The organism is Campylobacter concisus (assembly GCF_003048375.1).
Lineage (GTDB): Bacteria > Campylobacterota > Campylobacteria > Campylobacterales > Campylobacteraceae > Campylobacter_A > Campylobacter_A concisus_T.
The window spans coordinates 430,127-453,390 of record NZ_CP021642.1; the positions used below are offsets into that span (position 1 = coordinate 430,127).

The window sequence follows — 23,264 nt, forward strand, 5'->3', positions numbered from 1 at the left end:
TTTGGCTAAAATTTTATACTATGACGCAAGCTCTGGCATTAGTGGCGATATGAATTTAGCCGCTCTTGTCGGGCTTGGAGTGGATTTTAGCTATCTTTGCTCTGAGCTAGAGAAGCTAAATTTGAGCGGAGAATTTCGCTTAGAGCAAAAAAACGTAGTAAAAAACGGCATCGCTGCGACCAAAATCGACGTCGTGCTACTAAAATCGCAGCCTCACGCTAGAAGCTACGCTGATATCAAGCAAATTTTGGCTAGCTCAAATTTGAGCGAATTTTGCAAGAAAAAGGCCGTTGCGATATTTCACGTGATCGCTCAATCTGAAGCAAAAGTGCATGCAGTTAGCATCGATGAGGTGCATTTTCACGAGGTTGGAGCGGTTGATAGCATAGTAGATGTCGTTGGAGCGGCGATCTGCTTTGAGTATTTATTAGAAAATTTTGGCATTTCTAGAGTCGTTAGTTCAAAGATCGAGCTTGGCGGCGGCGTAGTAAAGTGCGACCACGGATATCTTAACGTCCCAGCGCCAGCGGTTTGTGAAATTTTAAAAGATGTGCCAGTTAGTCTTGGGCGAGCAAATTTTGAGATGACTACGCCAACAGGTGCTGCGATACTAAAAGCATGCGCAGATGAGTTTGTGGGTGAGATAAATTTCAAAATAGAAAGAGTAGCTTACGGGGCTGGTGAAAAAAACGTTCCAAATTTTGCAAATGCCCTTCGTGCGATGATCTGCGAGGTGGATGAGTGCCAAAATTTGGTGCAAAAAATGATATCCACAAACATAGATGATATGGACGCAGAAAGCTTTGCCTTTGCGTGTGAAATTTTACGCGAAAATGGCGCACTAGATGTCTTTAGTCACTCTATATATATGAAAAAAGGACGCATCGGTTTTGAGCTAAACGTCTTGTGTAAAAGCGAAGATACGAAAAAGCTAAAAGAGCTTATATTTACGCACACGACGGCCATCGGTGTTCGCGAGATAGATGTCGTAAAAACCGAGCTAAAGCGAAAATTTGTAATTGTTGAGACTAAATTTGGCGATATAAGACTAAAAATTTCAGGCGATGATGAAAAAGCAAAGCCTGAATTTGACGAGTGCAAAAGCGCGGCACTTATGCATAAAACATCGATATTTCAAGTAAAAAAAGAAATTTTTAAAAAGTATGACGAAATTAGAAATTCTAAAAAATGATATAAAAAAGCTAGGAAATTTAGCCGTTGCATTTAGTGGTGGCGTAGATAGCTCACTACTGCTAAAGGTCGCTGCAGACGTACTTGGTGAGAATGCGCTAGCACTCACGGTAAAATCGCCCTATATGTCTTTGCGCGAGATAGATGAGGCGATAGAATTTGCTAAATTTTATGGCATCAGGCACGAGGTATTTGAGGTAGGCATCGCCGATGAGATAAAGCTCAATCCACAAAATCGCTGCTATCTTTGTAAAAAAGCAGTTTTTTCAAGGCTTCTTGCTCGTGTAAAAGAGCTTGGATTTACAAATTTGGCTGACGGCACAAACAAGGACGATCTTGGCGAATATCGCCCAGGGCTTAAGGCAAAAGAGGAGCTTGGCGTGCTTTCGCCACTTGTAAATTTACGTAAATTTGAGATCCGCGAGCTCTCACGCGAGCTAAATTTAGCAACAGCAGACAAGCCAAGCTACGCATGCTTGCTAACTCGTTTGCCTCATGAAAAAGAGATAAGCGTGAGCGATCTAAATTTAGTAGAAGCGGCTGAAAATTTACTGATAAAAAGCGGCTACGCAAATGTGCGAGCAAGGCTTGATGATAGAAAAATGAAGCTGCAAATGCCATTTTCTAGCATGCAAAACTTTTTAAACGACGTAAAATTTAAGTCTATCGTTAAAGAGCTAGTCGCACTTGGCGCGGCAGAGGTGACGCTTGATCTAAAGGGGCTTAGAGAGGATGTTTTGGCATGAGCGAGACTGAAATTTTAGAATTTATCGCTGGTATAAAAAACGGCAAGATGAGCGAGCAAGATGCGCTAAAGTATCTAAAAAACTACCCATTTAACGATATCGGATGCGCCAAGATCGACACTCAGCGCGCTTTGCGAAATGGCACTGGTGAGGTGATATACGGGGCAAATAAAACAGATGATGAAATTTTGCAAATTGCTAGTGCGATCGGCGAAAAAAATGAAAATATCCTGATCACAAGAACAAATGAGAGTGTTTTTAAACGCATTCGTGAGATCTTTCCGCAGGCAAATTTTAACGCTCGCGGTAGGGTGATCAGCGTCAAATTTAAAGAACAGGCACTCACAAAAAGCTACATCGCGATAGTCTCTGCTGGCACTGCTGATGGCGCAGTCGTGGAGGAGACCTACGAGACAGCAAAATTCTTAGGCAATGACGTGAGAAAATTTACCGATGTCGGCGTAGCAGGGCTACATAGGCTGGTCGCAAAGCTTGACGAGATACGTGGTGCAAAGGTCGTGATCGCCGTTGCTGGCATGGAGGGTGCACTTGCTAGCGTGCTAGCTGGACTTGTAAGCTCTCCAGTGATCGCAGTGCCTACTAGTGTGGGATACGGGGCAAATTTTGGCGGAGTTGCAGCACTGCTAGCCATGCTAAACAGCTGCGCAAATGGCGTTAGCGTCGTAAATATCGACAACGGATACGGCGCCGCATATAACGCAAGCCTGATAAATCATCTCTAAATTTATGTTATGTTTGCGTCTCGGCGGATAAATGAGCTAAATTTAAAGGAAAAAGCGTTGCAAGAGATAAATTTAAGCTGGCAAAAAGAAACTTTAGCAAAAAGAGAAAGCTTGCAAACGAGGCTGGCGTTTTTAGCTGTGGCTGGCGTGATCTTGACAGCTGAAATTTACATCGCAGTTTGCGTAAAGGGTGGCTTTGTGCGTCACTACGCTGGCGACGTTTTGGCTGTTATCTTGCTTTACGCCTTGGCGAGAGCTATTTTTAGCGTAGCGCCATCAAAATTGCCACTTAAAATTTTTGCTTTTGCGGCGGCTTTGGAGATTGCGCAGTATTTTGGAGTGGTGCAAATTTTAGGCATAGAAAATAAAATTTTAAAGATAATGATCGGCGGGACGTTTGATCTTACCGATCTACTCTGCTACGCGGCTGGCTGTATTATAAATTATATGCTATTAGAAAAGCACCAAACCATATTTTAAGCAAAATCCTCATTGTGTGAAAATTGACTTTTTATAACAAAATTTTATACAATCGTTATACAAAATTTATAAGGAGATAAGATGAAAAAACTACTTACAGTGGTGTTATTTTTAAACATAGCATTGTATGGGCAAACCGAACTTACAATCGCAACAAAAGAGTGTTTAAAAAAGGCAAGTAATACGCAAGATATTGAGGAATGCATAAGTGCAAATCAGCCAAAAACAGAGGTACAAGAAATAATAGAAAATTTAAAGAAAAAAACACCAGCTTGTAAAGGAATTAGTACATTAGATATGGAGGAGTGTGCGTCAATAGAGGAAAAGGTTTATGATGAAATTTTAAATAAAGAATATAAAGAAGCAATGAATGGTTTAAAAGTACAAAAAATTAAAAATAATCTAAAAGATGCTCAACGTAAATGGATAGCATATAGAGATGCTAAGTGTATCGCAGAACATCCTCTACCTATGTACAATAATACTGAAACTCTTGGACATTCATATTGTCTTATAAACACCATTAAACAAAGAGCAGAAGAGTTAGCAAATATAGTAGAAAATTTAGAATACTACAACCGATTTACTTTTTTAGACAAAGAGTAAAAATAAATATTTTAATTACATAGAGAAAAGGAGCTATTGTCTCTCTTAAATATCTAAATAAGCTAATTAGATTTATGAAAATGCATTAAAATTATTAGATTATAAATTGTACTCCATAAAATAAATAGCTTTTTGATAAAATTTTATATAACTTGCTTGTTAAGGCTTAAGGAGTTGAAATGGATAAACAAAAAGCTGTGCAAAAGATGACTGAGGTCATGGCGAAATTTGTCGGCTACACGGGCAAAGTGCTGCCTGACGACGTGACGGCGAAGCTACTTGAGCTTAGCGAGCGCGAGACGCAACCGCTGGCAAAGGAGATCTACAAAACGATGTTTGAAAACCAGCGCCTTGCAAAGGAGTTAAACCGCCCGTCCTGTCAGGATACTGGAGTGATCCAGTTTTTCGTAAGATGTGGCGCAAATTTTCCGCTTATCGGCGAGCTTGAAGAGCTGCTACGAGAGGCGGTACTGCAAGCTACTCGCGAGGCCCCGCTTCGTCACAACAGCGTCGAGACATTTGATGAGTACAATACCGGCAAAAACGTCGGAAAGGGCACGCCGAGTGTGTTTTGGGAGATCGTGCCAAATAGCAGCGAGTGCGAGATCTACACATATATGGCAGGTGGTGGCTGCAGCTTGCCTGGTAAAGCAACCGTGCTGATGCCTGGCATGGGCTATGAGGGCGTTGTTAAATTTGTCATGGATATAATGACAAGCTACGGCATAAACGCCTGCCCGCCGCTACTAGTGGGTGTTGGCGTGGGCACTTCGATCGACGTAGCGTCCTTGCTTTCTAAAAAGGCGCTGATGAGGCCTTTGGGCTCTAAAAATCCAAACGAACGAGCCGCATTAACTGAAAAGTTACTAGAAGAGGGCATCAATAAAATTGGCCTTGGACCACAAGGCATGAGCGGTGCAAGCTCTGTCATGGGCGTGCATATAGAAAACTGTGCTCGCCACCCAAGCGTCATAGCTGTCGCCGTAAATGTGGGCTGTTGGTCGCACCGCAAGGGTCACATCGTCTGGGACACAGATCTAAATTTCGACGTAAAATCGCACAAGGAGTTCGCGCTATGAGTAAGAAAATTTTAACCACGCCAATAAGCGCCGAGGATCTTTCAAACATCAAAATCGGCGATGTCATATACCTCACGGGACACATCGTTACCTGCCGAGACGTGCCGCACAGACGCGTAGTGGAGGAGGGTAGAGAGCTACCGCTAGATATAACAGGCGGTGCGATCCTACACGCAGGGCCGATCATCAGAAAAACTGGCGAAAAAAGCTTTGAGATGGTCTCAGTAGGACCTACAACCAGCATGAGAATGGAGAAATTTGAGCGAGAATTTATCGCAAAAACTGGCGTTCGTCTCATCGTGGGCAAAGGCGGTATGGGTGAGGGCACTATGAGCGGTTGCAATGAGTTTGGCGCTGTTCACTGTGTATTTCCAGCAGGCTGTGCGGTGGTGGCCGCAACGCAGGTTGAAGAGATAGAGAGTGCGGACTGGACGGAGCTTGGTATGCCTGAGACTCTTTGGAAGTGCCGCGTCAAGGAGTTTGGCCCGTTAATCGTCTCGATAGATGCGCATGGAAACAATCTTTTTGAGCAAAATAAGGTCAAATTTAACGAGAAAAAGGACGAGGCATTAGCTGAAATTTTACCGCAGGTAGGGTTTATAAAGTAGATAAATTTAGGCTTGATAGCTTATAAATGCGCTTTAAAATTTAGGCTAATTTAAAGCGCATTGTTTATTGCTGCTTCTAAAATTTCTCTAGTTTTTGCTGTGTGCTTGGTATTAAAACCTACCGTCGCTCTTTCTAGCCAAAATTTACTCTATTTTAACTCACCCCAGTTTTTGGCGATATTTAGCGATGTTTTAAGTGGCACATTTAGCTTGTAAATTTCCTCCATCGTCTTTTGCGTCGCTCTGCCAAATTCCTGTGCAAACTCGTCTTTTACTTCAAAGATCAGCTCGTCGTGGATCTGAAGCAACATACTCGCTTTTTCATCTAAATTTGCCCTAACTTTTACCATCGCCATCTTAACTAGATCTGCCGCTGAGCCTTGAAAAACCGTATTTACCGCCTCGCGCTCAAACATCGCTATTTGCATAGGCGTAGCGCTTTTAAAGTCAAAGTAGCGCTTTCTGCCAAGTAGTGTCTGCACAAAGCCATCGTTTTTGGCTGAGATTTTTATGCTCTCTAAAAACTCTTTGATCGTCGCAAACGCCTTGAAATAGCGCTCTATGTACTCTTTTGCCTCGGCTCTTGTGATATTTACTTGATTTGCCAGCTTGCTTGAGCCCATGCCGTAAATTAGGCCAAAATTTATACTCTTTGCCACGGCTCTATTTTGCCCGTCGCTGCTACCAAATATGCTAATAGCCGTCCTTGCGTGAATATCCTCATCATTTTTAAACGCTTCAAGCAGCGCAGGATCACGGCTAAAGTGAGCTAGCAGTCTAAGCTCGATCTGGCTGTAGTCAAGCCCCACAAAACTATACCCCTCGCGCGCCTCAAAGCACTCTCTGACATCTTTTGCGAGGTTGCCACGAGCTGGGATATTTTGCAAATTTGGATTTTTACTTGAAAGCCTGCCAGTACTCGTGCCAGTTTGCAAAAAGCTCGTATAAATTCGCGAGCCCTCATCCTTTTTCGCAAGTGCTAAAAGCGGCTCGCAGTAGGTGCTTTGCAGTTTATATAGCTCGCGGTAAGCTAAAATTTTCTCTATCACTGGATGAGCGTCCGTAAGCTCAGCTAGCACGCTCTCATCGGTGCTATATCCTGTTTTTGTCTTCTTTTTGGTAGGGAGTTTTAAGTGCTCAAAAAGTATGACGCCAAGCTGTTTTACGGAGTTTATGTTGAAATTTTCGCCGCTTAGCTCGTAAATTTCACTTGTTAGCGCCTTTAGTTTGGTGTCGTTTTCAAGGATGAGCTTTTGCATCTTAGCTTCATTTATCTTGATGCCGTTTTGCTCCATGTCAAAGAGCGTGAGGATAAAAGGAAACTCATGCGTATCGGCAAGGGCTAGTAAATTTTTATCAAGCGTGTTTTGAAAAGTTTTATAAAATTTAAGCGTTATCCAAGCGTCCTCGCTCGCGTATTTAGCGGCATTTTCTAGCGGCACATCGCCAAAAGTTTGCCCCTTTTTGACCACATCTTCAAATTTGATCGTGTCATAGTCATATAGTCTCTTTGCTAGCGCGTCCATGCCGACACTTGAGTTTGGATCGCTAAGCCAAGCAAGTATCATCGTGTCTTTAAAATTTGCAGGCGGGTTGAGCCCAAGGTTGTTTTTCACGATCTCAAAGTCATACTTTAAATTTTGTCCGATTACGCAGCCTTTATAAATTTGCCCTACCGCCCAAGTGGCAAATTTTAGGTCTATTTGCTTTGGCGCGCCTAGGTAGTTGTGAGCCACTGGCACGTAATAGGCGTCCTCGTCGTTAAAGCAAAAGCTAAAACCAACGATCTTTGCGTTCTTGCTATCAACGCCCGTGGTCTCGGTGTCAAAGGCGACTATGGTCTCTGGAGTGACGCTTGAGAGTAGTTTTTCAATGCTTGCCTCATCAAGTAGTAAATTTGCTCTAAAGCCAAGCTTAAATTCGGCATTTTCTTCTTTTTGTAAGCTCTTAAGAAGCCTGTTTAGGTCATACTCTTTTAAAATTTCTGAGATATTTATCAGAGGATTTTGCTCTGGAAATTTAGAGTGCTCAAGATCAAGCGAAGTGATGGCGTCATCAAAGAGTGTGGCTAGTTTTTTGCTCAAAAACGCCTCGTCTCTTGCGGCTGCTAGCATATTTTTGGTGCGCTCGTTTCTAAGAAGGGCTAAATTTTCATAAATTCCCTCTAAGCTGCCATACTCAGCCAAAAGCTTCTTAGCTCCCACTGCGCCGATACCTTTGACGCCTGGGATATTATCTGAGCTGTCTCCTGCAATCGCTAAAAAGTCCCTCACTTGCGCTGGATATACGCCATACTTTTCAAAGCAGCTAGCACTATCGTGGTCGATCTTGCTTTGTGGGCTGTAGATGCTCACTTTGCCGTCCTCTATGAGCTGGTAAAGGTCTTTATCGTGCGTGACTATTCGCACAAATATATCTTTATCTTTGCAAATTTTAACTGTGCTTGCGATGATATCATCAGCCTCGTAGCCCTCGCGGCTAAGGCTGTAAAGCCCCATTTTTTCTATCATATCTATACAAACTGGCAGCTGCTCTTTTAGCTGAGCTGGCGGCTCGCTCCTGTTTGCCTTGTATTCGCCCAAAATTTCGTGGCGCAAGGTCTTGCCCTTGCTATCAAGTGCGAAGATGAGGTAGTCGCTTTGGTACTCGTCTTTTAGGCTTGCTATGAAATTTGCAAAGCCACTTATCATGCCACTTGGTTTGCCATCTCTGTTTTTAAGCCCGCTCATAGCGTAGTAAAGCCTAAAAAAGAAGCCAAAAGTATCAATAATCGTAAGTGTTTTCATTCTCTATCCTTTTTGCGCCATTTTATGAAATTTAGGCAAAAATTTGGCTGATTTTCTAAATTTATAAGATGCTAAAAACAAAGTGAGATTTTAAACGCAAAACAAATTTTAATCATTTAAAAGATATAATCTCGCCTAAAATTCAAACTAAATAATAGATAAATTTAAGGTAAAAAATGTTTATAGATAGCGTGAAATTAACCCTAAGCTCAGGCCATGGCGGAGCTGGTGCAGTAAGCTTTCGCCGCGAAAAGCATGTCATTTTAGGCGGCCCAGACGGCGGAGATGGCGGTGACGGCGGAGATGTATATTTTGTCTGCGACAACAACACCCACACACTGGCAAACTACAAGGGCAAAAAGGCGATGAGAGCGAGCGACGGCGAGGCTGGCATGGGCAAAAGAATGACTGGCAAAAAGGGCGAGAGCCTAGAGCTCATCGTGCCACCAGGAACGGCGGTCTATGACGCACAGACAAACGAGCTGCTTTGCGACATGGTAGAGGAGGGGCAAAGGACGCTATTTTTAAAAGGCGGCAAGGGCGGACTTGGAAATTTTCACTTTAAAAACTCTATCAACCAAGCCCCAGAATACGCTCAAAAGGGCATGCCAGAAGAGAGCGTAGAGGTCAGGCTAGAGTTAAAACTGATAGCTGACGTGGGGCTTGTTGGCTTTCCAAATGTCGGCAAATCAACCCTCATTTCAGCCGTCTCAAACGCCAAACCACAGATCGCAAACTATGAATTTACCACGCTTACGCCAAAGCTCGGACTTGTCGAGGTCGATCAGTTTAGTGGCTTTGTCATGGCTGACATCCCTGGCATCATCGAGGGAGCGAGCGACGGACGCGGTCTTGGTGTGCAGTTTTTAAAGCACATCGAGAGAAATAAAATTTTGCTTTTTATGATAGATAGCGCAAACTACAGAAGTATGAGCGAGCAGTTTAGCGTGCTAAAAGATGAGGTCGCTAAATTTTCAAGTGTGCTTGCTAGCAGGGACTATGCTATCGCGCTCACCAGAGTCGATGCGGCTGAAAATTTAGATGAAAATATAAAAGAATTTATGAAAAACATAAATTTAGAGCCAAATCAAGTTGGTAAATTTATCTATAAGCAAGACCTATACAGCTTTGACGCGAAAAAACCATACTTTGTTTTGCCAATCTCATCAGCGACAAATGAGAACATCGATGAGCTTAAATTTGCACTGCTTGAGCTACTTAAAAAGGATTAATGTGTCTATATTTGCTTTTGAGGATTTATCGAGACAAAAAAAAATTCTAGCATCCAAGTGTTCAGATAGAAGCAAGCGTTTTTATTGTCCAAATCCGCAGTGCGACGCTCATCTTTTTTTATGTAATCAAGATGGTGTATCAAAGGCTTATTTTAGAGCAACATTGAAATCACACCCACACAACCTTGATTGCTATTATAAAAATTCAAATGTCGGAAGTATTGAAAATTTTGACGAAAAAGCATTTAAATTTGATAGCTTTATGGACAATCTATTTAAGTTTGCCGTGCCGCAAAACTGCAGCGCTCTCCCATTGAATAATTCAAAATTGCCCTCAGGCAACGAAATCAAACAAGTAAGAACGATACGCCAAATATATGATCTTTGTAAAAGTATGGATATAAACGACGAATTTGCGGGTATAAAAATTTGGAAAATGCTTTTGGATAATAGAAGCGTAAAAAGTTATACGAAAGGCGTTTTTGGGAAAAAGCTGATAGAAGCAAAATTTCGCAATTATTCAAAAGATAGCAAAACAATTTTTGTAAAGCTGGAGGATCGATTTATCTTCACATTAAATTTGAATGACGAGAGCTTATTTAATAAAATTTTGAGTGGCATTTTAGAAAATAGAGGCGGAAATATAGTCGTTGCAGGAGATTGGAAAGGCAATGATAAAATTTACTCAGATATAACCAGTCAACGACAAATTTGGATTGTCGGTAAGGAAAAGTGATGAATGTAGTTTTTATGGGGACGCCTGATTATGCTGTTAGGATACTTAGGCACCTAAAAGAGGCTGGATTTAATATAAAAGCGGTCTTTACCCAGCCTGATAAGCCAGTTGGCAGAAAGCAAATTTTAACCCCAAGTGAGGTTAAAATTTATGCGCAAAATGAGCTTTCAGGCGTGCCAGTCTTTACACCAAATACGCTAAAAGATGAGGCGGTGGTTGCCGAGCTAAAGGCATTTGAGCCTAAATTTATCGTAGTGGCAGCTTATGGCAAAATTTTGCCTGGGAGCGTGCTTGACGTGGCGACTTGTATAAATTTACACGCTTCAATCTTGCCAAAATATAGAGGGGCAAGCCCCATTCAAAGCGCGATCCTAGCAGGTGAGAAACAAACTGGCGTCACAGCTATGCTAATGGACGCTGGGCTTGACACTGGCGATATGCTAGACTTCATCTACACGCCTTGCGAGAGCAAGATGTCGAGCGAGCTTTTTAGTGAGCTAGGCGAGCTTGGCGGTGAGCTAATCGTAAAAGTGCTTAAGAATTTTGAAAATTTAAAGCCACAAAAGCAAGATGAGAGCAAAGCCTCGCACTGCAAAAAGATAAGTAAAAGCGACGGACTTTTTAGCTTTGATGAAGAGGCGGGACAAATTTATAATAAATTTCGTGCATTAACACCTTGGCCAGGGCTTTATCTGGCAAGCGGGCTAAAAATTTTATCGCTTGAGCTAAGCGACAAAAGTGGCAAAAGCGGAGAAATTTTAAGTGTAGAAAAGGACCACGTTGTGGTTGCTTGCAAGGGTGGGGCGGTCAAAATTTATGAGCTTCAAGAGCCAAGTAAAAAGCCAACAAACGCAAAAGCATATATAAATGGTAAGCGCCTTAGTGTTGGCGATGAATTAAAATAAATTTAAAGGAGCGGTTATGAAAAATGCGTTAAGTATAGCAGGGGTTGATCCAAGTGGCGGAGCTGGAGTTTTAGCTGATATAAAGGTATTTATAGCACACGGCGTATATGCGATGGGAGCGATCACAGCGGTCACTGCTCAAAATACAAAGGGCATATTTGGCATGCAGTTAGTTGAGCCAAAGCTCATCGAGGATCAGATCAAGGCGATATTTGATGATATAAGAGTTGATGTGATAAAAATAGGCGTTGTCCCAAGCGTTGAGATCATCAAAAGCGTCGCAAAAACGTTAAGAGAGATCAAAAATTTACCACCAGTCGTGCTTGATCCTGTAATGAGCTGTAAAAATGGCGACATCTGGCTAGAAGGCGCTGCAAAAGACGCGATCGTGGAGGAGCTTTTTCCGCTTGCAAGCGTGATCACGCCAAATATTTTTGAAGCGCGCGAAATTTTAAAGCGTGAGCTAAAGGGCGAGAGCGAGCTAAAAGAGGCTTGCAAGGAGCTTTTGAAATTTGGCACAAAGAGCGTCTATCTAAAGTGTGGCGAGATAGAAGGCAAGTCGCTTGATATATTTTATGATGGCAAGGAATATGAAATTTTTAGTGATGAGCGCATAAAAACGACTGCGACACATGGCTCAGGCTGCTCGCTATCAAGCGCGATCGCTTCAAATTTAGCAAATGGACATAGTCTAAAAGAGAGCGTGAAAAATGCGCATGATTATATCTTTAACGCTATTAAAAACGCGGTTATCATCGGTGGTGGACAAAATCCGGTAAATCACTTCTATAAATTTAAGGTGTGATTTGAAAGTAGAGTTTTTTCAAAGTCTGCCTTCGACGCAGGAATTTTTGATAGAAGCCCTAAAAAACGGCGAGATAAAGCCACCACACATGATCGTAGCGTACAATCAAACAAAAGGGGTCGGCAGCCGCGGCAACAGCTGGGAGGGGCTTGGCGGAAATTTGTTTATGTCATTTTGCGTAAGCGAAGATGAGCTGCCAAGCGACATACCTCCGCCCTCGATCTCGATATATTTTTCTATGTTGATGCGTGAAGTCTTGAGCGAACTTGGCTCAAGGTGCTGGCTAAAATGGCCAAATGATTTTTACGTGGACGAGCGCAAAATAGGCGGCACTTTGACAAATAAAGTGGATGAAATTTATATTTGCGGCATGGGAATAAATTTAGCTAGCGCACCCGAAAACGCGGGCATTTTGGACATCAAAACTAGCGTAGATGAGCTAGTTTGGGGCTTTGTTAGCATGCTTGATAAAAAGATTTTATGGAAGCCAATTTTTAGCAAATTTAGGATAGACTTTTGCAAGTCAAAAAGTTTTATTACGCATATTGCAAATAGAGCTGTTTCGCTTCAGGATGCTGAAATTTGCGATGATGGAGCGATATTATTAAACGGGGAAAAGGTATATTCTTTAAGATGAGCGAGATAATAACAATAGCTAATCAAAAAGGCGGCGTTGGCAAGACCACAACGGCCGTAAATTTAGCCGCATCACTGGCGGTTGCTGAGAAAAAAGTATTATTAATAGACATCGATCCACAGGCAAACGCGACGACTGGACTTGGTTTTAGCAGAAGCGACTATGAGTTTAACATCTATCACGTCTTAACAGATAGGAAAAAACTCTCACAAATCGTGCTAAAAACTGAGATCCCAACGCTTTTTCTAGCTCCGTCAAACATCGGACTTGTCGGCATCGAGCAAGAATTTAACGATCAAAGCAAAGACTATAAACTAATCCTTAAAAACAAAATTTCAGAAGTTGTAGACGACTATGATTTTATCATCATCGATAGTCCTCCAGCGCTTGGAAGCATCACGATAAATGCTCTTAGTGCAAGCGATAGCGTGATCATCCCGATCCAGTGCGAATTTTACGCACTTGAGGGCTTGGCGCAGATCCTAAACACAGTTAAGATCATCAAAAAAACGATAAATCCAAAGCTAAATATAAAGGGCTTTTTACCGACTATGTTTAGCTCGCAAAATAATCTCTCAAAAGAGACTATTGCAAATTTAAAGCAGCATTTTGAAAACAAGCTCTTTAAAAGCAAGGACGGCAAAGAGGAATTTGTAGTCGTTCCAAGAAATGTAAAACTTGCTGAAAGCCCAAGTTTTGGTAAGCCGGTGATACTTTATGATATAAAATCACCAGGCTCGATCGCATATCAAAATTTGGCATATTGTATTTTAAACTAAAAAATAAGGAAAAAAATGGCGAAAAAAGGTGGATTAGGGCGCGGACTTAGCGCGATACTTGAAGATGTAGAGCAGGCCTACAGCAAAGAGATCGCAAATTTAAACGACTCTGAGATAGTCGAAGAGATAAGTATAGATGAAATTTTACCAAACCCTTACCAGCCAAGGACGCATTTTGACGAAGAGGCCTTAAAAGAGCTAAGTGCCAGCATCAAAAGGCACGGTCTCATACAACCAATAATCGTCATCAAAAAGGATGACGGCTATATGCTAATAGCTGGTGAGCGTAGATACCGTGCTACAAAGATGCTTGGAGCAAGCAAGATAAAGGCGATCATCGCTGATATCAAGTCTCAAAATTTAAGAGAGCTTGCGCTTATTGAAAACATACAACGTGAAAATTTAAATCCAATCGAACTCGCAAAGTCATATAAAGAGCTCATAAACGAGTATAAGATCACACAAGATGGCTTAGCAAACATCATCCATAAGAGTAGAACTCAGATAACAAATACAATGAGGCTCTTGCTACTTAGCGACTACACGCAAAGACTTTTGCAAGAAGACAAGCTCACGCAAGGTCATGCTAAAGTTATCGTAGGACTTAGTAGTGAAGAAGAAAGAATGGTCGTCGATACGATCATCGGACAAAAGCTAAGCGTTAGAGATACAGAAATCTTAGTAAAAAAGATAAAAAATAAAGAAGAAGTAAAAGAGCCAAAGCCTCAAATTTCAGAGGAGATGAGCAAAAAGTTATCAAATTTACAAGAAATTTTTAAAAATTTAAAGATAAAGACGAAGGTAAAATCTAAAAATTTAATATTAGAATTTAGCGATATTTCACAGGTAGAAGAATTTATCGATAAGCTAAAATAGAATTACAAATTTATTTTTATTTTTAGTATTTTATTGTAAAATCAGACTTTGATTTGAATATTAAATAAAACTTAATAACAAAATAAGGAGAGTGGATGTTAGAAATAGATGTGCCATTGATGCTTTTAACGGCTATCGTTCTCTTTGTCTTGATCGCCATTTTAAATCCTTTGCTATACAAGCCAATGCTTAAATTTATAGACGACAGAAATGCCTCTATAAAAAATGACGAAGAGAGCACTAGCAAAAATGCAAGCGACTTAAGCGTTCATGAAAAAGAGATCGAAGAGATCATACAAAATGCAAGATCTGAGGCTAACAAAATAAGACAAGAGGCCTTAAATTTGGCAAAAGAAGAGTCTTTAAAAGAGATAAATGCAATAAAAAGTAGTTTAGAGGCTGATTATAATGAGTTTTTAAACGCTTTAAGCTCTCAAAAAGATAGCCTAAAGGCAGATCTATCAGCTAAACTACCTGAGCTTAGAGCAGCTTTAAACGCTAAGCTCTCTAAAATTTAAAGGAAATTTATGAAGATAAAAATTTTATTTTTTCTAGCACTTCCATTTCTAGCATACGCTAGCGAGCATGGTGGAACAAACTACGACATAGTCGAGAGAACGCTAAACTTCTTACTTTTCTTTGCTATTTTGGTCTATTTTGCTGCTAAGCCACTAAAAGCTCTTTATCAAAGCAGGATCGATAGGATCGCAAATAAGCTTGAGAGTATCCAAGAGAAGCTTCGTGAGTCAAAAGCTAAAAAAGATGACGTTTTAAAGCGTGTAGAAGAGGCTAAGCAAAATGCAAATGCTCTAATCGAAACTGCGAAAAAAGAGGCTGTAAATTTAGCTGCTAAAGTTAAAAAAGAGGCTCAAAACGATATCGCAAATATCGAAAAAGGCTATAAAGAGCAAAAAGAATTTGAAGAGCGCAAGATGACAAAAGGCGTTGTAAATGAAATTTTGAGCGACATTTTCTCAAGTGATAGCCTAAAAGTCGATCAAAAAGAGCTTGTAAATATCATACTTAAAAAGGTTAGCTAATGAATGAAGTAGTAGCTAAAAAATACGTAAAAGCGATCTTAAGCGACGTAAAGTCCAATGAGCTTAATGCATTTGTTGAAAATTTATCAGAGCTAGCTGCTGCTTTTACTAGCGATAAATTTAAAAGCATTATAAGTTTGCCAACACTAAAGGCTTCACAAAAGGTTGAATTTGTACTATCTTTGGTTAAAAATCAAGATACTAAATTTGCAAATTTTATAAAGCTTCTTGGTGCAAACAAAAGGCTAGAGCTTATACCTGCGATACTAGATGAGATGAAGATAGAGCAATCTTTACTTGAAAATACATATCGCGGCGAGGTTGTTGGAAATTTTGATCTAAGCGCTGAGCAGCTAAAAGCTTTAGAAGAGAATTTCTCTAAGAAATTTAACTCTAAGATTAAGCTTGATGGCTCAAATAGCGATTACAACGGTGTAAAAGTTGAGTTAGACGATTTAGGTGTCGAGGTAAATTTCTCTATCGACAGACTAAAAAGTCAAATGAGTGAATATATATTAAAAGCAATTTAAAAAGGAGTGAAAGCGTGAGTGCAAAAATTAAAGCTGACGAAATTAGCACGATAATCAAAGAGCGTATTGAAAATTTTGATTTAAGTGTTGATGTAGAAGAGACCGGTAAAGTCATCTCAGTCGCTGATGGCGTTGCTAACGTTTATGGTTTGAAAAACGTTATGGCTGGTGAGATGGTAGAGTTTGAAAGCGGCGAAAAGGGCATGGCTCTTAACCTTGAAGAGAGCAGTGTTGGTATAGTTATCCTTGGGAAAACTAGCGGTATCACAGAAGGAAGCTCTGTAAAAAGACTAAAAAAACTTCTACGCGTTCCAGTTGGCGACGCATTGATCGGCCGTGTTGTAAATTCACTCGGTGAGCCAATCGACGCAAAAGGTCCAATCGAAGCTACTGAATCTCGCTTTGTTGAAGAAAAAGCAAAAGGTATCATGGCTAGAAAGAGCGTTCATGAGCCACTTCAAACAGGTATCAAAGCGATCGATGCACTTGTGCCAATCGGTAGAGGCCAAAGAGAGCTAATCATCGGCGACCGCCAAACTGGTAAAACAACAGTTGCTATCGATACTATCATCAACCAAAAAGGTCAAGATGTTGTTTGTATCTACGTAGCTATCGGTCAAAAACAATCAACCGTTGCTCAAGTCGTTAAAAAACTTGAAGAATATGGCGCTATGGACTACACGATAGTTGTAAATGCTGGTGCTAGTGACGCAGCTGCGCTTCAATACCTTGCACCATACGCTGGCGTAACAATGGGTGAATACTTTAGAGACAACTCTCGCCACGCGTTAATCATCTATGATGACTTGTCAAAACATGCGGTTGCTTACCGTGAGATGTCTTTGATCTTAAGAAGACCACCAGGTCGTGAAGCTTACCCAGGTGACGTTTTCTACCTTCACTCAAGACTTCTAGAAAGAGCAAGTAAGCTAAATGACGCGCTAGGTGCCGGATCTTTAACAGCTCTACCTATTATCGAGACACAAGCAGGCGACGTTTCAGCTTATATTCCAACAAACGTTATTTCTATTACAGATGGTCAAATTTTCCTTGAGAGCGACCTATTTAACTCAGGTATCCGCCCAGCGATCAACGTTGGTCTTTCTGTATCTCGTGTCGGTGGTGCAGCTCAGATCAAAGCTATCAAGCAAGTTTCTGGTACGTTAAGACTAGACCTTGCTCAGTACCGCGAACTACAAGCTTTTGCTCAGTTTGCAAGCGATCTTGACGAGAGCTCAAGAAAACAACTAGAGCGCGGACAAAAGATGGTTGAAGTACTAAAACAACCTCCATATTCTCCGCTTCCAGTTGAGAATCAAGTAGTTATTATATTTGCTGGTGCTAAGGGCTATTTAGATGACGTTGCAACTACAAATGTAACAAAATTTGAAGCTGAGCTATATCCATATATCGAGGCAAAATACCCTGAAATTTTTGAGCAGATCAGAACTAAAAAGGTTCTTGATAAAGAAGTAGAAGAAATTTTACATAAAGCGTTGAAAGATTTTAAAGCGACTTTTGCCGCTAACTAGGGCTAAGATATGTCAAATTTAAAAGATATAAAACGAAAGATCAAGAGCGTCCAGAACACTCAAAAGACGACGCGTGCGATGAAGCTTGTCTCAACAGCAAAGCTTCGCAAAGCTGAAGAGGCTGCACGCTACTCTAGAGTCTACGCACTTAAGATCAATGAGGTTTTATCGGAGATAGCTTATAAGATCAATCAATACGCTTCAGTTATGACTGAGAGTAAATTTTTTAACACAACAAAGAGTGTAGAAAAGGTTGATATTATATTTGTTACCGCTGATAAAGGGCTTTGCGGTGGCTTTAATGTCCAGACCATAAAGACAGTTAGGCGCATGATCGATGAGCTAAAAGCCAAAAAGATCAAAGTTAGACTAAGAGCTGTTGGTAAAAAAGGCATTGAATTTTTCAATTTCCAAGGCGTTGAACTACTTGAGACTTATGTTGGAGCTAGCTCTTCTCCTACATATGAAAAAGCTCAAAAGATCATAAAAGATGCCATTGATGACTTTACAAATGGTATAACAGATAAGGTTGTGCTAATACACAATGGCTATAAAAATATGATTTCTCAAGAGATTAGAGTAAATGATATTGTGCCTATTGAGCCGTCTAAGATAGTTGCGGTTGAGACAAATTCTTTGATGGAATTTGAGCCAGAGGACAACTATACTAAGATTATGGATGAATTGCTTAATAAATATTTTGAGTATAGTATGTATTATGCTTTAGTTGACTCTTTAGCGGCTGAGCACAGCGCTAGAATGCAAGCTATGGATAATGCAACAAACAATGCTAAACAACGCGTCAAACAGTTAAATCTTGCTTACAACAAAGCAAGACAAGAGTCTATTACCACTGAGCTTATCGAGATCATCAGTGGTGTTGAATCAATGAAATAAAAGGAGTATGAATGAAGGGTGTTATTAGTCAAGTTATGGGCCCTGTGGTCGATGTTGACTTTAATGACTACTTGCCGAAGATCAATGAAGCTATCGAAGTTTTCTTTGAGGTTGAGGGCAAGAAACATAAACTAATATTAGAAGTTGCTGCTCACCTAGGTGATAATAGAGTTAGAACGATCGCTATGGATATGAGTGAGGGTCTGACTCGTGGTTTAGAGGCTAAAGCGCTTGGTGCACCTATAAGTGTGCCAGTTGGCGAAAAGGTTTTGGGTAGAATTTTTAACGTAGTTGGCGATTTGATCGACGAGGGCGAGGGTATAAATTTTGATAAGCACTGGTCTATCCACCGCGATCCTCCTCCATTTGAAGAGCAAAGTACAAAGAGCGAAATTTTCGAAACTGGTATCAAGGTAGTTGATCTTCTAGCTCCTTATGCAAAGGGTGGTAAAGTTGGTCTATTTGGTGGTGCCGGTGTTGGTAAAACAGTTATTATTATGGAGCTTATCCACAACGTTGCGTTTAAGCATAGCGGTTACTCTGTATTTGCAGGCGTTGGCGAGAGAACTCGTGAAGGAAACGACCTTTATCACGAAATGAAAGAAAGTAACGTTTTGGATAAAGTTGCCTTGTGCTATGGCCAAATGAACGAGCCACCAGGAGCAAGAAACCGTATCGCACTAACTGGACTTACAATGGCTGAGTACTTCCGTGATGAGATGGGACTTGATGTTTTGATGTTTATCGATAACATATTCCGTTTCTCTCAATCAGGCGCAGAGATGTCAGCTCTACTTGGACGTATCCCATCAGCTGTTGGTTATCAGCCAACTCTTGCAAGTGAGATGGGTAAATTCCAAGAGAGGATCACATCAACTAAAAAAGGTTCGATTACCTCTGTTCAAGCTGTTTATGTTCCAGCGGACGACCTTACAGACCCGGCTCCTGCAACTGTTTTTGCTCACCTTGATGCTACGACAGTTCTTAACAGATCGATTGCAGAAAAAGGTATCTATCCAGCTGTTGATCCACTTGATTCAACATCAAGAATGCTCGATCCTCAAATTTTAGGAGCAGATCACTATAAGGTAGCTCGCGGCGTTCAAGCTGTGCTTCAAAAATATAAAGACCTTCAAGATATCATCGCTATCCTTGGTATGGACGAGCTTAGCGAAGAAGATAAGCTAACAGTTGATAGAGCAAGAAAGATAGAAAGATTCTTGTCTCAACCATTCTTCGTTGCTGAAGTATTTACAGGTAGCCCTGGCAAATATGTAAGTCTTGACGAAAATATCGCTGGCTTTAAGGGAATTTTAGAAGGTAAATATGATCATCTACCAGAAGCAGCATTTTATATGGTTGGAAATATAGATGAGGCTTTAGCTAAAGCTGAAAAACTTAAGGCTTAAATTTAAAAAGGAAGCGTAATGGATAAATTACATTTAGAGATCGTAACTCCTCAAGGTCAGATATTTAATGATGACGTGAGTAGTGTAGTGCTTCCAGGTAGCGAGGGTGAGTTTGGTGTTTTGCCAAACCACGCCTCATTAATATCTCTTTTAAAAGCAGGTATTATAGATATAGAAGATAAGCATAAAAAGCATGATGTAGTTGCTATTAACTGGGGCTATGCAAAGATCGACGAAGGCAAGGTAGTTATACTAGCTGACGGTGCGGTCTATGTCTCTGGCAATAGCGAAAGTGAGCTTGCAAATTCATTAGAAGCTGCTAGAAATTTGATAGAGAGTATGAGCAGTGATACAAATGCTTTTGCAGCAACTATATCAAAAATGGAAAATGTAGTGAGAGCAAGATAAGTGGGCGGAATAGATATATTTTTAAATTACATTCAAAGAAGTAGCTTTATTACAATTATAGTTTTAACTTGGTTGTCAATATATTTTATAGTTAGTTTTACAATTCTTTTTTCAAGAATGGCTGGCATAGGAGCTTGGCAAAAACGCGAGCAAAATGCGCTAGAAGCACTACTTATGGGCGCTAAAAATATACCAAATGACTCATCTTTAAAGAAGTGTGCAAGTGGTAGAATTTCGAAAGAAAAGCTAAATGTTTGCATAAGCATTGCCGAAAAAAATGCTACAAGTGGGCTTACATGGCTTAGTGTAATAGCTTCTACTTCTCCATTTATCGGTCTTTTTGGAACAGTTGTATCTATCTTGGAGACATTTTCACAGCTAGGAAATGGTGCAGGTTCATCTCTTGGAGTTATAGCCCCAGCTATTTCAGAAGCGCTTGTTGCGACAGGTTGTGGAATTTTTGTTGCGATCCCAGCATATACATTTAACTTGCTTATAAAAAGAAAAGCTTACGAATTAATGAGCGTTATCGAGCGTCAAGCTGACGTTATGATAGCACTTAAAAAAGATGACGAGACGTTATAGATGGCTCTTAAATTTGACGACGAAACACCAGAGTTAAACATAACGCCTCTTGTTGATATCATGCTTGTTTTGTTGGCTATTTTAATGGTTACAATGCCAACTATAACATATCAAGAAGATATAACATTGCCAGATGGCTCAAAGGCAAAAACATCTACGTCTAAACAAAAAGATCTTATAGTCTCTATAAATGCACAAGGACAAGTTAGAATAGATCAAAGTACAATGAGCCTTGCTGAACTTCCAGATAACATTGCACTAATGAGTGCAAAATATGACAAAACCTCGCCTATATACATAAAGGCTGATAAAAATTTAAAATACGATGATGTTATGTTTGTATTAAAGACTTTAAAAGGTGCTGGTTTTAATAAAGTAGCTTTAGAGACAAACGGTTAAGATGCCTAATAAAGTTAAATTTCCAACGCTTAGTTCGTTTTTTGTAGCGTTTTGTATTTACATTATCATTGTGCTTGCTTTGTTTATAAAGCTTACTTTTTTTAGCGAACCTCCTAAAAAATATACTGATGACAAAGATGCTATTATGGATGTAGTTATGGTTGATAGAGAAGTTGATCAAACCATAAAAGCACCAAAACAAGCAAAAGAGGTCGTAAAAGAGACAAAACCAGAACCTAAAAAAGAGTCAGAAGAAGATAAACAAGAGACTACAAATAAACCTGTTGTGCCAGATGAGCCATTACCAACCCCAAGCTTGCCAACTCCTCCAAAAGAAGAGCCAAAACCTGAGCCTAAAAAACCAGAACCAAAACCTGAAATCCCAAAACCTAGTGAAGAGCCTAAAGAGGATGTCAAGCCAGAGCCAAAACCAGAGCCTAAACCTACGCCAAAGCCAGTTGAAAAGCCAAAACCAAAAGAGCCAAATATAAAAGATCTCTTTAGTGACATAGACTCGACTAAGCTTAAAAAAGATGATGGTATAAAAAAGGCTGAAAATAAAGTGCAAAGCCGCAAAAAAAGCGAGGCTTCTAGCTCAAAAGCTGCAAAAGAGGCTAGCGACATAATTAAGAGTTTAAAGATAGATCAAAACCCAACAGCTCCAAAGTCACAAATGACCGGCACTTATGATCCATTGATGGGAGCCATAACAAAACAAATTCAAAGAAGATGGCAAAGCTATAAAGCTGACTCTGCAAACCTTGCCAAAGTAAAAGTCATGATAGATCAGAGTGGAAATTTCAGCTATGAAATTTTAGAGCTATCATATAATGAAGAGTTTAATGCAAAGGTTAGAGAGTGTCTGGAAAAGCTTACTGCAGAGAAATTTCCATTTAATCCAGACAAAAGTACTACTTTTAATTTAAATTTAGAAGATAAAATAAACTAAAATTTATAAATTTACGGAGTAGAGATGAAGAAAATTTTTCTTTTTTTGTGCGTTGCTCTAGGGCTTTATGCTGCTGATGCGACGATATCTGTTATCAACCAAGGTGTTGCTTTGCCAAAGATAGCTTTGCAAGATGCAACTACAGCTGTTAGTGATGCAGGCTTTAAAGATAAATTCTTTAAGATCATGCTAGGTGACTTGAAAGTTAGCTCAGACTTTGAGGTTATCGAAGATCATGTGCCTTCAACCTATGAGGGAACAGCAGCTACAAATACAATGAGCGACAAAGGTGTTGAGCTTATCTTTAGATATGCTCTTGAGGGTTCTATGGGCTCACCTCTTACTTTAAGAGTAAAACTCATCGATGCTAAAACTGCAACTACAAGGTATGAGAGAGTATATAACATGCCTGATGGCGCGAAGTATCCGTTTTTGGCACACAAAAGTATAGTTGAGCTAACAAATGAGCTAAATTTACCACCAGTTGGCTGGATGGAGAAATTTATCATCCTAGCAAAATACACTTCGGCTCGCCAAAGCTCTATTATAGTGGCTGATTACACACTTACGTATCAAAAGACGATCGTAAGCGGCGGTCTAAATATCTTCCCTAAATGGGCAGGCGCTGATCAGAGTAAATTTTACTATACATCTTATGTAAATAATAGACCAACTTTGTTTAGATATGATCTAAATTCAGGCACTAAAACAAAGATAATAGATAGTATGGGTATGCTTATAGCATCTGATGTTAGCAAAGATGGAAGTAAAATTCTATTAACTATGGCTCCAAAAGATCAACCAGATATTTTCATCTATAATACAGGTAGCAAAAATTTAACTCAGATCACAAACTATCCAGGCATTGATGTAAATGGAAATTTCGTAGATAATGACAGTAGGATAGTTTTTGTCTCAGATAGACTTGGATATCCAAACATCTTTGCAACACCTGCAACTTCAGGCGGAAGTGTTGAGCAAATGGTGTTTCATGGCAAAAATAATAACTCAGTAAGCACTTTTGAAAACTATGTAGTTTATTCAAGTAGAGAGGCTAGTGGTGGCTTTAATATCTATCTAATCTCAACTCAAACTGATTTTATTCGCCAGCTTACAGCAAATGGTAAAAATAACTATCCAAGATTTTCAAGTGATGGTCAAAGTGTTGTTTTTATCAAAGAACTTGGCGGTCAAAGCTCGCTTGGCGTTGTTAGATTAAATGAGAACAGGAGTTTCCAATTTCCACTAAAAGTAGGTAAAATTCAATCTATTGATTGGTAATATTCTGGTAATATTTAAAAAAAAT

26 protein-coding genes are annotated in these 23,264 nt (G+C 40.1%); 25 read left to right on the forward strand and 1 reads right to left on the reverse strand.

The features are described from left to right. The first annotated feature begins 1 nt into the window (after window position 1). The 7 genes from larC to ttdB all read left to right on the forward strand — a co-directional run bounded on the left by larC (window position 2) and on the right by ttdB (window position 5,453). On the forward strand, window positions 2-1,192 hold the full coding sequence (larC, locus tag CCS77_RS02160; protein WP_107916425.1) for a nickel pincer cofactor biosynthesis protein LarC: 1,191 nt from the start codon (window positions 2-4) through the stop codon (window positions 1,190-1,192). Continuing rightward, window positions 1,164-1,937 carry an ATP-dependent sacrificial sulfur transferase LarE gene (gene larE, locus CCS77_RS02165; RefSeq protein WP_107916426.1) on the forward strand — a complete coding sequence of 258 codons (774 nt, stop codon included), beginning with the start codon at window positions 1,164-1,166 and terminating at the stop codon, window positions 1,935-1,937. Before larC ends, larE begins: the two co-directional genes overlap by 29 nt. Beyond that, on the forward strand, window positions 1,934-2,680 hold the full coding sequence (gene larB / locus CCS77_RS02170) for a nickel pincer cofactor biosynthesis protein LarB (protein ID WP_107916427.1): 747 nt from the start codon (window positions 1,934-1,936) through the stop codon (window positions 2,678-2,680). Before larE ends, larB begins: the two co-directional genes overlap by 4 nt. Window positions 2,681-2,737: 57 nt before the next feature. Beyond that, window positions 2,738-3,160 (forward strand): DUF2809 domain-containing protein, encoded by a 423-nt coding sequence (locus tag CCS77_RS02175; RefSeq protein ID WP_236635287.1) that lies wholly within the window; start codon window positions 2,738-2,740, stop codon window positions 3,158-3,160. A gap of 81 nt (window positions 3,161-3,241) precedes the next feature. Further along, window positions 3,242-3,766, forward strand: a complete 525-nt coding sequence (locus CCS77_RS02180) for a lysozyme inhibitor LprI family protein (protein ID WP_103574851.1) — start codon at window positions 3,242-3,244, stop codon at window positions 3,764-3,766. A 179-nt stretch (window positions 3,767-3,945) separates the two neighbouring features. Next, entirely contained in the window at window positions 3,946-4,845 is a 900-nt protein-coding gene (gene ttdA / locus CCS77_RS02185; protein WP_107916428.1) for a L(+)-tartrate dehydratase subunit alpha, read from the forward strand. After that, window positions 4,842-5,453: a L(+)-tartrate dehydratase subunit beta gene (gene ttdB, locus CCS77_RS02190; protein ID WP_107916429.1), complete on the forward strand. Its 612-nt coding sequence runs from the start codon at window positions 4,842-4,844 to the stop codon at window positions 5,451-5,453. Before ttdA ends, ttdB begins: the two co-directional genes overlap by 4 nt. A 149-nt stretch (window positions 5,454-5,602) precedes the next feature. Here the strand turns inward: ttdB and polA are convergent, their stop codons facing one another. Continuing rightward, on the reverse strand, window positions 5,603-8,239 hold the full coding sequence (polA, locus tag CCS77_RS02195; protein WP_107916430.1) for a DNA polymerase I: 2,637 nt from the start codon (window positions 8,237-8,239) through the stop codon (window positions 5,603-5,605). Window positions 8,240-8,415: 176 nt separating this feature from the next. Here polA and obgE point away from each other — a divergent pair, with 176 nt between their 5' ends. The 18 genes from obgE (at window position 8,416) to tolB (ending at window position 23,239) form a co-directional block, all read left to right on the forward strand. Further along, the gene (gene obgE / locus CCS77_RS02200) at window positions 8,416-9,471 is read left to right on the forward strand and encodes a GTPase ObgE (RefSeq protein ID WP_107916431.1); all 1,056 of its coding nucleotides are present in this window, start codon (window positions 8,416-8,418) and stop codon (window positions 9,469-9,471) included. A 1-nt stretch (window position 9,472) separates the two neighbouring features. Beyond that, window positions 9,473-10,207 carry a hypothetical protein gene (locus CCS77_RS02205; RefSeq protein ID WP_107916432.1) on the forward strand — a complete coding sequence of 245 codons (735 nt, stop codon included), beginning with the start codon at window positions 9,473-9,475 and terminating at the stop codon, window positions 10,205-10,207. Further along, the gene (gene fmt / locus CCS77_RS02210; RefSeq protein ID WP_107916433.1) at window positions 10,207-11,112 is read left to right on the forward strand and encodes a methionyl-tRNA formyltransferase; all 906 of its coding nucleotides are present in this window, start codon (window positions 10,207-10,209) and stop codon (window positions 11,110-11,112) included. The genes CCS77_RS02205 and fmt overlap by 1 nt, the downstream gene beginning before the upstream one ends. A 16-nt stretch (window positions 11,113-11,128) precedes the next feature. Next, window positions 11,129-11,917, forward strand: coding sequence for a bifunctional hydroxymethylpyrimidine kinase/phosphomethylpyrimidine kinase (gene thiD / locus CCS77_RS02215; protein WP_107916434.1), 789 nt, complete (start codon window positions 11,129-11,131; stop codon window positions 11,915-11,917). A 1-nt stretch (window position 11,918) separates the two neighbouring features. Continuing rightward, window positions 11,919-12,554: a biotin--[acetyl-CoA-carboxylase] ligase gene (locus CCS77_RS02220; protein ID WP_107916435.1), complete on the forward strand. Its 636-nt coding sequence runs from the start codon at window positions 11,919-11,921 to the stop codon at window positions 12,552-12,554. Next, the gene (locus tag CCS77_RS02225) at window positions 12,551-13,333 is read left to right on the forward strand and encodes a ParA family protein (protein WP_002939402.1); all 783 of its coding nucleotides are present in this window, start codon (window positions 12,551-12,553) and stop codon (window positions 13,331-13,333) included. Before CCS77_RS02220 ends, CCS77_RS02225 begins: the two co-directional genes overlap by 4 nt. A gap of 15 nt (window positions 13,334-13,348) precedes the next feature. After that, window positions 13,349-14,209 (forward strand): ParB/RepB/Spo0J family partition protein, encoded by an 861-nt coding sequence (locus CCS77_RS02230; RefSeq protein WP_107916436.1) that lies wholly within the window; start codon window positions 13,349-13,351, stop codon window positions 14,207-14,209. Between the two features lie 95 nt (window positions 14,210-14,304). Next, complete coding sequence (locus CCS77_RS02235; protein WP_103609739.1) at window positions 14,305-14,727, forward strand: FoF1 ATP synthase subunit B'; 423 nt, start codon at window positions 14,305-14,307, stop codon at window positions 14,725-14,727. A 9-nt stretch (window positions 14,728-14,736) separates the two neighbouring features. Next, entirely contained in the window at window positions 14,737-15,249 is a 513-nt protein-coding gene (locus tag CCS77_RS02240; RefSeq protein WP_012001332.1) for a F0F1 ATP synthase subunit B, read from the forward strand. Further along, window positions 15,249-15,779 (forward strand): F0F1 ATP synthase subunit delta, encoded by a 531-nt coding sequence (locus CCS77_RS02245; RefSeq protein ID WP_107916437.1) that lies wholly within the window; start codon window positions 15,249-15,251, stop codon window positions 15,777-15,779. The genes CCS77_RS02240 and CCS77_RS02245 overlap by 1 nt, the downstream gene beginning before the upstream one ends. A gap of 14 nt (window positions 15,780-15,793) precedes the next feature. Beyond that, the gene (gene atpA / locus CCS77_RS02250) at window positions 15,794-17,311 is read left to right on the forward strand and encodes a F0F1 ATP synthase subunit alpha (RefSeq protein ID WP_107916438.1); all 1,518 of its coding nucleotides are present in this window, start codon (window positions 15,794-15,796) and stop codon (window positions 17,309-17,311) included. 9 nt (window positions 17,312-17,320) lie between these two features. Then, complete coding sequence (gene atpG, locus CCS77_RS02255) at window positions 17,321-18,208, forward strand: ATP synthase F1 subunit gamma (RefSeq protein WP_002939426.1); 888 nt, start codon at window positions 17,321-17,323, stop codon at window positions 18,206-18,208. A gap of 11 nt (window positions 18,209-18,219) precedes the next feature. Continuing rightward, window positions 18,220-19,617, forward strand: coding sequence for a F0F1 ATP synthase subunit beta (gene atpD / locus CCS77_RS02260; protein WP_002939420.1), 1,398 nt, complete (start codon window positions 18,220-18,222; stop codon window positions 19,615-19,617). 18 nt (window positions 19,618-19,635) lie between these two features. Further along, on the forward strand, window positions 19,636-20,025 hold the full coding sequence (gene atpC, locus CCS77_RS02265; RefSeq protein WP_002939398.1) for an ATP synthase F1 subunit epsilon: 390 nt from the start codon (window positions 19,636-19,638) through the stop codon (window positions 20,023-20,025). After that, the gene (locus CCS77_RS02270; protein ID WP_009294341.1) at window positions 20,026-20,610 is read left to right on the forward strand and encodes a MotA/TolQ/ExbB proton channel family protein; all 585 of its coding nucleotides are present in this window, start codon (window positions 20,026-20,028) and stop codon (window positions 20,608-20,610) included. Continuing rightward, entirely contained in the window at window positions 20,611-21,009 is a 399-nt protein-coding gene (locus tag CCS77_RS02275) for a biopolymer transporter ExbD (protein WP_002939405.1), read from the forward strand. It begins immediately after the preceding gene. Window position 21,010: 1 nt separating this feature from the next. Next, window positions 21,011-21,958, forward strand: a complete 948-nt coding sequence (locus CCS77_RS02280) for a TonB C-terminal domain-containing protein (protein WP_002939376.1) — start codon at window positions 21,011-21,013, stop codon at window positions 21,956-21,958. A gap of 24 nt (window positions 21,959-21,982) precedes the next feature. Then, window positions 21,983-23,239: a Tol-Pal system protein TolB gene (gene tolB / locus CCS77_RS02285; RefSeq protein WP_107916439.1), complete on the forward strand. Its 1,257-nt coding sequence runs from the start codon at window positions 21,983-21,985 to the stop codon at window positions 23,237-23,239. The last annotated feature ends 25 nt before the right edge of the window (window positions 23,240-23,264 follow it).